Here is a 9,889-nt window from a genome sequence, read left to right as displayed (position 1 = left end):
CTGCTTAATGAAAATGTACTGCTTGACAGCGGTTTTGTTTGTCAGGTCATTTAAGAATGAGGAGGCTTTTTTATGGGTATGTGGGATATGCCTGCGAGGCATTATACAACTGATACGGAGCTGAGGTTCAACCCGTATCACGACCCGAGGAACGGGAGATTTACCACTGCCAATGGTGGTGGAAGCGGCGGCGGTTTTCTTTATTCAAAGGGTGGAAAAAGCTTTTATGTGCTTGACAGCAAAGAATTTACGCAAAAGATAAATCCGCATCAGCAAAAGGCAATAGACAGAATGAACGAAGTTCTTTCAAAAGATAAGACGGTTTCAAAAATGCCCGAATACACTATTTTAAACAGCGGCAACATTGACTTTGAATATGAAAAAACTGAAATATATACAAGAGAAAAAGGCGGAAAAATGATAGACCCATTAAAAGCTGATACGATTGAGAGGATAAGTAAGGTGTCCGGAACTATTCTTATCGATGATAGCGGTAATCGAAGAATTTTTGGGAAAAAACATAATACTATATCCGAGAAAGTGATAAAAAAAGGTTCATCTTCCAAAAAATCATCAGCCCAAAGCAGCCTTAAAGTTTCAACATATGTTATAAATGCGGGAACATCATCACAGCATTTTGGATTAAAAGACAGAGAGGGCAATGTTCTTCACGCTCCTAACAAATGGAAAACTGAAAAAGGGGCATTAAACTGGGCGAAAAAGAATGGGTGGACATAATTTGAACATCTATCAAATGCCTCGGTGGTTTATGCATTACAAATAATTTTTACCGCTCAGAAATGGGCGGTATTTTTATACCCAGATGAAGGGAGCGGATATATAAAAATGGGATTTTTCTCAAAAAAAGAAACCGTTGAAAAGCGGGATATGACAATAGAAAACAGCGGGCTTGCGGCTGATATTATGTATTCAAAGCTGTACGGCAGTTCTGTTGACTGCGACACTGCTATGCAGATACCAAGCGTTGCCCGATGTGTCAATATGATAGCTTCGGCGGTGGCTATGCTTCCTGTGAAGATGTACCGCAGAGAGGGAACGTCTGTAAAGGAGATCACCGACGACCCACGTATAACGATGCTCAATTCCGTGACGGGTGACACTATTTCGGCTGATGAGATGCGTTTTTCTATGGTGCGGGACTATCTTCTGACTGGCTCTGCGTTTGCTTACATCGGCAGGAGCTACGACACCCCCGACAAGCTTTACTATGTTTCCGAAAAATATGTAGCTGTGCAGAAAAATCTGACAGACATCATACACAAGCGTTTTCAGTATTCCATACTTGGCAAGATATATTATCCCTATCAGATGCTGAAAGTTCTGAAAAACACTGACGGCTTTGGCAAGGGTCGGGGCATTGTGCAGGAAAACCCGCTCATTATCGACACCGCATATCAGATGATGAAATTTCAGAAAAATCAGCTTGTGAAGGGCGGAAATAAAAAAGGCTTTTTAAAATCGGAAAAAACTCTTGCGAAGCCTGCGGTGGACGAGGTCAAGGCGGCGTGGTCTAAGCTTTATTCAAATGAGAACACCGAAAACATTGTATTTCTGAACAATGGCATTGACTTCAAGGAGGTTTCAAATTCTTCCGTGGAAATGCAGATAAATCAGAATATGCAGACCGCAAACGCTGAGATAATGAAGCTCTTCGGGACGGCGGACGGCATTCTTTCCGATGCCACTGTAAAGAACGCTGTAATGCCTGTTATAGACGCATTTGAGGCGGCTTATGACAATGACCTGCTTCTTGAAAACGAGCGTGGGAGCGTTTATTTTGCCTTTGACACAAGGGAGCTGACGAGGGGCGACATTCAGCAGAGGTACAGTGCTTATGCTGTGGCTTTGCAGAACAATTTTATGCAGCTCGACGAGGTGAGGGAACGTGAGGACCTTCCGCCTCTCGGTGTCAATTTCATCAAGCTGGGGCTCAATGATGTTCTTCTTGACCCGAAAACAAATCAGATATACACGCCGAATACGAATGCTATGGTGAATATCGGCACGGGCGAGGGTGCGAATGTTTCTCAGCCTGTTGACAAATCGGGAAATGATGATATAATTGATGTTAGAGGCAAATATATTCAGCTTCCTAACGGCAAAATGAACGGAAGTCTGCCGAATACAAGGGTAAAAATGTCACAGGCAGAACGAAAAAGAGTTTCAAGCCAGTTTGCTACTGACTTTCCAAGTGCCGAAAAAAGGTAAGATATACTGCTATGAGAACAGAAACCACTTTTACCTTATAAAAGTTTACGGATTTGGAGATTATTCATTCAGCCTCAAAGTTTTAATTGAAGGCAATGAAGAAGCAATTAATTCTGTCAGAAGGAGTATAAAGCAATGGAAGGATTAAGTGCAAAACAGAAAAAAATATTATCGCTGATAAAGCCATATGCCATTTCAACTATAGATGACCCGAACGCCGAAAATATGATCATCTGTATTATACTTGGTTCTGCGGAATATAATGTAGAAGATAAGGTCATTGACGTTCTTGAAAATTTCGATGGGCTTAGTTTTGACGGCATTGTTAAAGAAATCATCTCTATTTTTCCACCTGTTGAAATGGCTGACGATGAGAAGGAGTGATCAAATGGAAAACAATCCACTTTCAAAAGCGGAAACAGAAGTTTTTGAACTCCTTAACAGTCTTATAGAGACAAAAGAAGATAAGAAGCTTACTTTTTCTATAATGCTCTGCTGTATTAATAACGAGGATTTATGTCACAAGATACTCAGCATTCCCGACGACCGTCACCATACTACAATTTCTGATATAAACAGCCGTTTGGGCGAGTTCCTTGAACCTTTGGAAATAGTTGAATAATATGATTAGCGAAAAAGAGATAACACTTATAAAAAAAACTGAAATCACTGCCTTATGATTTGGAAGATAAGGAAAAGGAAAATGGAATAATTATGATTATGTTATTTGCTTCCGAAAGAAATTGCATCGATGATATAATCAAAATTGCCAATGAAGCCAAAGACTTTGATGCTGTAATAACAGAAGTATTTAAAAATGAATCTGTAGAAATTGTTGATGAGGAGGAGTAATGATAGATAGTGAAGCAATGTTCAACAGCAACGGTCATAAAGTAAGGCTCGTTGAAAAAGGCGGCAGGGAAAGGACTGCAAACGTTATCCTTTTTCAGTCGGAATGGGACAGCGGCTGCAATGAAGCCTGCATTTGGCTTGATGATAACGTTGAGCCCGGTATTGTGCAGCAGAGTGACATTTCTTCAATTGAGGTGTTGGATTAAGGAAATGCCTGATTCAGAGGAAAAACTCATATGGTTCCTGCACACGGAAAGGAGAAAAGCAAATGATCGATTTAAAAAAACTTGTCGGCGAAAAAATTGAAATCATCACAAATGATGACAAGCATATTACCGGCTATGTTGATGCTTTCTGTGCCGCTGAGGATAATGACGATTTTGAGCCAAATGAAGCTGAGGACGGAATATGTTTGGATATTGACGGTGAGGGCGGTCCTTTTGTTTTAGCTTCTCATATCAAATCCGTAACACTGCTTAATTAACAATGTTTTCGGTCGCTGACATATAAACTGCTTTGATATCAAGGCGGTTTTTCTTATATCTTTTATGCGTTTTTGCAGTTGACTGCAAAGGCGCATTTTTTATACCCGAAAGGCGGTGGAATGGTGGCTGATGAATATGTGAGCATTGACGAGCTTGCCGAGCGTGTCATAAGAGATATGTCGCAGTATTCCGATGAGGTTGTCAAAAAGTCCAGAGAAGCAGCTAAAGCTGTGAGAAATCAGATGAAGCCTATGGTGGAAAATAAATCACCTGTGCGGCATTATTCAACACATACGCAGACAGTAAGCAGAATAATCGTTCACCGCAGTCCCGGTGTTCCCAAGGCAGTAAAACAGGTCAAAGAAGAAAAATATCAGCCGGGATATTTTAAGCAGGGGTGGGCTTACGGAAATATCAAGCTGAAAAACGGACGTGAGATATACGGCGTTCGCAACAAGGCTATGCCGACTGTAACACATCTTCTCAATTTTAACCATAATCTTATTACCCACGGAAAATTCAGAGGAGAGGTGCAGGGCACGGGCTTTGTGGAAGAAGCTCAGAACTGGGGCATACGGGAGCTTGAAAGGCGGCTTTCGGAATTTCTTGAAAGGGAGTGATCTTTAATTGGCATCTAACAAATATGGATATATGGCGAAAATCGGCATTGATACCACGGGAGTACAGCAGGGACTTGCCGAGGCTGATGCGGCAATGCGCACTTCTTCAAGAGAAATGCGGGAAGTAAACAACGTTATCCGTGAGGGCGGCAATTCCGCAGAAATGGCGGCTCAGAGAAATCAGCTTTATGCTGAACAGATATCACAGCTCAGCAGGCGGCTTGAAGCGTTGAAATCCGTTGAGGAAGACATCAACACGGCAAGAGCTAACGGTAATATAAATGAAAGTGAATATCGTGCATACAGGCGTGAAATTGAGCAGACCGAGAATGCTCTTGAAAATCTTCGGGAGCAGCAGAGAAGCATTGGTGAGAATGCGGGCAAGGATTACGACAAGGTGATATCTGCATTGCAGAATGTAGAAAAGGTCGCTCTTGCCACCACGGGAGCAGTTGCGGCGGCTCTCGGAAAGCTTTCCGGCGATGCTCTCGGTGCATATTCTCAGTATGAACAGCTTGTAGGCGGCGTTGAGACGCTTTTTGCAGGTGCTGAGGACATTGTACTCGAAAACGCCGAAAATGCATTCAAGACCGCAGGAATTTCCGCAAACAACTATATGGAAACTGTTACGGGCTTTTCTGCGACCCTTTTGCAGGGTCTTGATGGCGACACTAAAAAGGCGGCTGAAATTGCAGATCAGGCGCTTATTGATATGGCTGATAATGCGAACAAAATGGGCACGGCTATGAGCTCCGTGCAGTATGCTTATCAGGGCTTTGCTAAGCAGAATTACACGATGCTCGACAACTTAAAGCTCGGCTATGGCGGCTCGCAGGCTGAAATGGCAAGGCTTATAAACGATTCGGGCGTTCTGAACGGCGAAATGGTCGCAACTGCAAAAAATGTCAAGGAAATCCCCTTTGACAAGGTGATAGAGGCTATCCACGTTATACAGGAAAATCTCGGAATAACAGGCACTACGGCTCTTGAAGCTGAGACCACCCTTGAAGGCTCTATGAACAAGCTGAAAGCCTCCTGGGAAAATGCTCTTGTTGATATAGCAAAGCCTCTTGACGATTTTGCACAGGGCGGTCTTACTATCCTTAATGACAATATCGACGTTACAAAAGATGCGCTTGTGGATATGATGGAGCAGATAAAGCCATTGCTTGATGATGCGCTTGTAAAGCTTCAGGAGTGGATCGACGGCGGCGGTGTGCAGAAGCTTGCCGATGGGTTTGTTGATGCTGTCTCGTTCATTATAAATCACAAGGATATTTTGCTCACCTTTTTTGCAGCTTTGGAAGTTGCTCTTGGTGCCGACAGAATATCCAATGCTGTCAAAGGCATCAAGGAGCTTAAAGATGCTGTATCAGGCTTCGCCTCTACAGCACAAGCGGCTATGAGTTCTGTAACCTCCGCCGTAACGGGAGCAGAAGCACCCGTTGTTGCCTCACTTGGAGCTATAGCAGCCGCTGCTATAGCCGCCGCAGCCGCTATAGCGTCCGCAATTGCTGTTGCCGATGAGCTTAACACCATAGGCGACGCTATGACACATCTTACAGCGGAAACGAAAAAGTCTGATGAAAACGTCAAGGCTATGAATGACCGCTGGAACGCACTTTCAGATATGACGGGGCTTGAAAAATACAAGGAAGCTCAGGCAATGCTTGATGATGTCATAGCTGATGAGGAAGAGTGGAACAGCCGTTATAAAAAGACTATTGACGAGCTGAACGTTTTGCAGGAGAAAAAATTCAAGACTGCCGATGAAACGGCAAGAATGAAAGAGCTTCAGAACCAGAAAGATTCTCTTGATGCTGAATATTCTATGCTGCAAAATTTTCATACACTGCTTAACAATGAGCTTAGCAAGTATGATGACCAGACGATAGCCAATTTACAGCGTTCCGCAGAAGCTCAGGCACAGGCGCAGGCAAATGCAGGCAAGACAAATGAAGATGCTGTTTCCGAGGCTTGGGAGAAAATTCGTGAGACTACAAAAGCCGAAATGGATAAGTATGACAAAGAGCTTGCCACCCATAAAATCGGAGAAAGCGAGTATTTTGCAAAACGCAAGGCTTATCTCGAAGCCCATCGGGACGAGGAGAGCGAGGAATGGTGGGCTTATTATGATGATGTCAATGATTATTATGACAAACTTGCCAAGGAAGAAAAAGCCGCTGCCGACAAGGAAGCTGATGAAGCTGCAAAGGCTTTGAAGGAAGCCGAGAACAAAAAGAAAGAGGAGACAAAAAAAGCCTGGGAAGCGGCTGAGAGAGAACAGCAGGAAAAGGGCTATGACGATGAATGGCTCTTGAACGAGTATCAGAAGATACTTGATACCCTTGACAAAGGCTCTGACCTTTATCTTGAATATTATGACAAATGGCTCAAACTCCGAAATGATATTCAGGACGATGATATCAAGGAATGGGAGGACTCTTCCAAAAAGACCGCCGAGAGCATCAAAAAAGCTTATGAGGACGTAAACAAGGCTCAGGAACAGGCTGAAAAGGACTACCTTAAATCGGGAACGGCTCTCGGCAAGAGCGTGACCGAAAAGGGCGGCAAGGACAGATTTGTTTTAAATGACCTTACCGAAGAAAGCAAGGCTCTTGAAAAATACCGCAAGTCTATGGACGAGCTCAAAGCTACGGGCATTTCAGATGACCTGCTTGCGGGAGTTATGCAGTTTGATTACAAGGACGGCTCCCGTCAGCAGTTTATTGACGAGCTCCTCGGAATGTCTGAGAAACAGCGTGAACAGTATTACAAGGATTATGCCGCATATATGGAGGAAGTCGAAAAGACGGGTGCATATGACGTTCAGGACAAGCTTGATGAAGCAAATCAGCTTGCGGCGCAGGGCGTGAGCGACATCTACGCCAATATGCCTGATGAGGCTTATCAGAAGGGCAAGGAGACTGCCGACAGCTATTTGCAGGGCATTATTGACAGTATGTCGGATTATGATTCCATTATAAGCGGTTCGTTCTTCAATGCCATAAACGGGCAGGACCTGAGTGCCTCTGCATCGACAGGCACTGCGGGTTCGGGCGGCGATATGGTCATAAATTTTGTTGTTGATGGTGAAGTTATCACAACAAAGGTCGTGAGCAATCTTTCACAGGAATATCGGAGAGGGGGCAATCCTTTAAATGCGTAAAATTTACAACGGCGGTATCACGCTGGGTATCGGTGACTACACACTACGTTCCATTTCGGCATATTCTCCGAACTGGTCCCACGAAATTGACACGAGCTTTGAAAACTGGGACTTCTCCACGGTGGAACAGTCCAAAGGACGGCGATTTTCCGCAGATATCACAACGGGACTTATGGACAATGAGGAGATCACTCAGCTTCTGAATGTGCTCATCGGCAGGACGTTCAAATTCACTTCCCCCGAATACACGGGAATGGTGAGCGTCACAAAGGTTCCGAAAACATACAAATCCGCAAACAAGGCAGGAATTTACTGCTCCTGCTCATTCTCTGTAGCCGCCGTAAGCCTTGAAAGCTCGGGCGGCTCTCTTTAGCCTGAGCATTGAAATTCTTAACAGTCCGCTGAGCAAATTCGGAAATGTGAATGTGCGGCGGAATACTGACGGCATCGGGACAAGCGGGCTGTGCATATCTCAGCTGAGCTTTGATGTTCCTGGGGAGCTGTATGCGGCAAGGGCGGCGAGAACCGTTGTCAAGGGTGTGAGCGGTCTGCCTACATATTACATCGACAACAGGACGAAAAGCAAGGGCGTTGTTTCTGTTACCTGTCTTGACAGGCTGGCATTTGCGGACATTGATTTTCCCATTGATAAATGCCTGGAACTGGGGCTTATAAAATATCCGAGCCAGTCCAAATTCCCGAAAACGGGTGTTAAGACAAAAATATATCTTGACACTTCGGAAAAGAAGTATTACAAGTGGAACGGCTCGAAATATGAAGAGACCAAGGAGGCAAATTACACTCCTACGCTTCCGATTTCGGAGGTGCTGGAAATAATCATCAGTCTTGTGGGCTTTTCGGATATTACGGGTATTCCCTCGTGGCTCACGGAAATTCCAAGGGCAAAGCTTCAATGCACCTGCTCTGAAATACTGAGCTTTATCGCCGAAAGCTGCTGCGGATTCTTTTATATGACAGATGATAATGTGTGCACATTCGTGCCGTATGGAAGTTATTCCGCATCTATGGCAGTGAAGGAACACACGGCACTTGACATCGGCATTGAATATGAAGCGAACGGCATTCTTTGCACAAATGGGAACGGCGCACAGTATTCGATGGGTAATGTTGGGTATTCCTATGATACCCTGCAAATAAATTCCGACCTCATAACGCAGGCAGGCTGCGAAGAGATATGGGGTAGGGCAAGCGGCAAAACGGTCACGCAGTTTAAGTGCGACAAGGCCGTGGTTTCCTCTGTGCCATATCCCGCAGAGTTGATAAATTTTGCACAGGGGTATGATTTTATTGCTCACAGTGTTTCCTGCAAAATTACCGCCTGCGGGATTATCGCATCGCTATCGGGAAATGCTCCCAGTGATGGTGAGATAGGTTCACGGCACAGGCTGACGAGGAACAAAGTCGAGCTTGGCAAAAAGAGTGGGAACATTATGCACACAAAATATCAGGGACTTATTGTTCTTGAAGATGAGACCGATAAAAAATCGGACAAAACAAGCAAGGAGTGATATCAATGGGCGGCGAACTTATCCGAAACTGTAAAAACGGGTTTGCTGAAACTGATGTACATATCAGGGGCGACCCTCCCGACAAGATCGTCAAGGTTTCGGACAATGAGGTCTATGCCGTTTACGGAAGCTTCAAGCAGACCTGGACGGCTGACGGGAGTGGGAATGAACGGCATAATTTTTCGGAAACTATCGAAGAGGGGGAATGGTTATGACGGCTGAGGAAGCGGCTGGGATTATGATGTCGGGCGGCAAGACGGTTGAAATCGACCCACGAATAAAACAGCTTGATGAACTTACACCGTTATGTGTAGTCGGCATAGCGGACGGTTGGAACATTCGGGTGAAAATCGCTTCTGATATTGATAATATGCAGTGTTTTCAGCTTGGAAACACTCACGGCGGGCTTGTTAATTACATAACGATGTGGACGCTGTATTACTGCGTTTATCTGAACGATGAATTTAAATATGCCACCTGTCAGAATCCGTTTTATATGAAGTATCAGGAAAATTATCAGAATGCTGATGTGCCAAACAGGCTGTATTATATTTCACGAAACACAGATTTTCTGATAACATCGGCATCACCCACATTCAAAAGCGGTGGAGATTTTTTGAGTATAAGCCTTAAAGGAACATACATCAACACCTACACTGCTTACAGCTGGACTAATGATGCCGACAGAATTGAAGGAGAAACCACAAGCTCAACAGTATCGTTCGGTGCTTCAAAGAGCGATTTTAACGGGTCACAATCTGGCGGTTATTACATCGTGAACGGAAATGCTGATGATTTTAAAAATGCTGTTTACGGGCTGTATGCAGCTTGCAGAGTCAGGGCATTGGCAACAAAGGAAAACTAAGGAGGAATGAAAATGGACATCAAAACAATAACAAGCACCGAGGGAGTGAACGAGGTGGATTTCGGCAGCGGTGCAAGCCGTTTCTACTGGTTTCAGAACATCGGCACAACAACCGTACACGTTTCGGGAAATGCGGATAT

13 protein-coding genes are annotated in these 9,889 nt (G+C 44.4%); all 13 read left to right on the top strand.

Annotated elements, in window-relative coordinates:
• Positions 1-72 precede the first annotated feature (72 nt).
• The 13 genes from ACR0QN_RS13340 (at position 73) to ACR0QN_RS13280 (ending at position 9,749) form a co-directional block, all read left to right on the top strand.
• Positions 73-738 (top strand): hypothetical protein, encoded by a 666-nt coding sequence (locus tag ACR0QN_RS13340; RefSeq protein ID WP_432651715.1) that lies wholly within the window; start codon positions 73-75, stop codon positions 736-738.
• A gap of 108 nt (positions 739-846) precedes the next feature.
• On the top strand, positions 847-2,229 hold the full coding sequence (locus tag ACR0QN_RS13335) for a phage portal protein (protein WP_432651714.1): 1,383 nt from the start codon (positions 847-849) through the stop codon (positions 2,227-2,229).
• A gap of 135 nt (positions 2,230-2,364) precedes the next feature.
• Positions 2,365-2,613: a hypothetical protein gene (locus tag ACR0QN_RS13330; protein ID WP_432651713.1), complete on the top strand. Its 249-nt coding sequence runs from the start codon at positions 2,365-2,367 to the stop codon at positions 2,611-2,613.
• Positions 2,614-2,617: 4 nt separating this feature from the next.
• Positions 2,618-2,851 carry a hypothetical protein gene (locus ACR0QN_RS13325; RefSeq protein WP_432651712.1) on the top strand — a complete coding sequence of 78 codons (234 nt, stop codon included), beginning with the start codon at positions 2,618-2,620 and terminating at the stop codon, positions 2,849-2,851.
• A 59-nt stretch (positions 2,852-2,910) separates the two neighbouring features.
• A complete protein-coding gene (locus ACR0QN_RS13320; protein ID WP_432651711.1) occupies positions 2,911-3,081 on the top strand; it encodes a hypothetical protein in 171 nt (56 codons plus the stop codon).
• The gene (locus ACR0QN_RS13315) at positions 3,081-3,287 is read left to right on the top strand and encodes a hypothetical protein (RefSeq protein ID WP_432651710.1); all 207 of its coding nucleotides are present in this window, start codon (positions 3,081-3,083) and stop codon (positions 3,285-3,287) included. The genes ACR0QN_RS13320 and ACR0QN_RS13315 overlap by 1 nt, the downstream gene beginning before the upstream one ends.
• Before the next feature lie 62 nt (positions 3,288-3,349).
• Positions 3,350-3,565 carry a hypothetical protein gene (locus ACR0QN_RS13310; protein WP_432651709.1) on the top strand — a complete coding sequence of 72 codons (216 nt, stop codon included), beginning with the start codon at positions 3,350-3,352 and terminating at the stop codon, positions 3,563-3,565.
• A 120-nt stretch (positions 3,566-3,685) separates the two neighbouring features.
• Entirely contained in the window at positions 3,686-4,186 is a 501-nt protein-coding gene (locus tag ACR0QN_RS13305; protein ID WP_432651708.1) for a hypothetical protein, read from the top strand.
• A gap of 7 nt (positions 4,187-4,193) precedes the next feature.
• Entirely contained in the window at positions 4,194-7,355 is a 3,162-nt protein-coding gene (locus ACR0QN_RS13300; protein ID WP_432651707.1) for a hypothetical protein, read from the top strand.
• The gene (locus ACR0QN_RS13295) at positions 7,348-7,728 is read left to right on the top strand and encodes a hypothetical protein (protein ID WP_432651706.1); all 381 of its coding nucleotides are present in this window, start codon (positions 7,348-7,350) and stop codon (positions 7,726-7,728) included. Before ACR0QN_RS13300 ends, ACR0QN_RS13295 begins: the two co-directional genes overlap by 8 nt.
• 52 nt (positions 7,729-7,780) lie before the next feature.
• On the top strand, positions 7,781-8,884 hold the full coding sequence (locus ACR0QN_RS13290; protein ID WP_432651705.1) for a hypothetical protein: 1,104 nt from the start codon (positions 7,781-7,783) through the stop codon (positions 8,882-8,884).
• Positions 8,885-8,889: 5 nt separating this feature from the next.
• Positions 8,890-9,099 (top strand): hypothetical protein, encoded by a 210-nt coding sequence (locus tag ACR0QN_RS13285; RefSeq protein WP_432651704.1) that lies wholly within the window; start codon positions 8,890-8,892, stop codon positions 9,097-9,099.
• A complete protein-coding gene (locus ACR0QN_RS13280; RefSeq protein WP_432651703.1) occupies positions 9,096-9,749 on the top strand; it encodes a hypothetical protein in 654 nt (217 codons plus the stop codon). Before ACR0QN_RS13285 ends, ACR0QN_RS13280 begins: the two co-directional genes overlap by 4 nt.
• The last annotated feature ends 140 nt before the right edge of the window (positions 9,750-9,889 follow it).

Origin of the sequence: Huintestinicola sp., assembly GCF_050874005.1 — a bacterium.
Lineage (GTDB): Bacteria > Bacillota > Clostridia > Oscillospirales > Ruminococcaceae > Huintestinicola.
The sequence above is the reverse complement of the archived record's forward strand: the minus strand, read 5'-3'. Positions and strand labels throughout refer to the sequence as shown.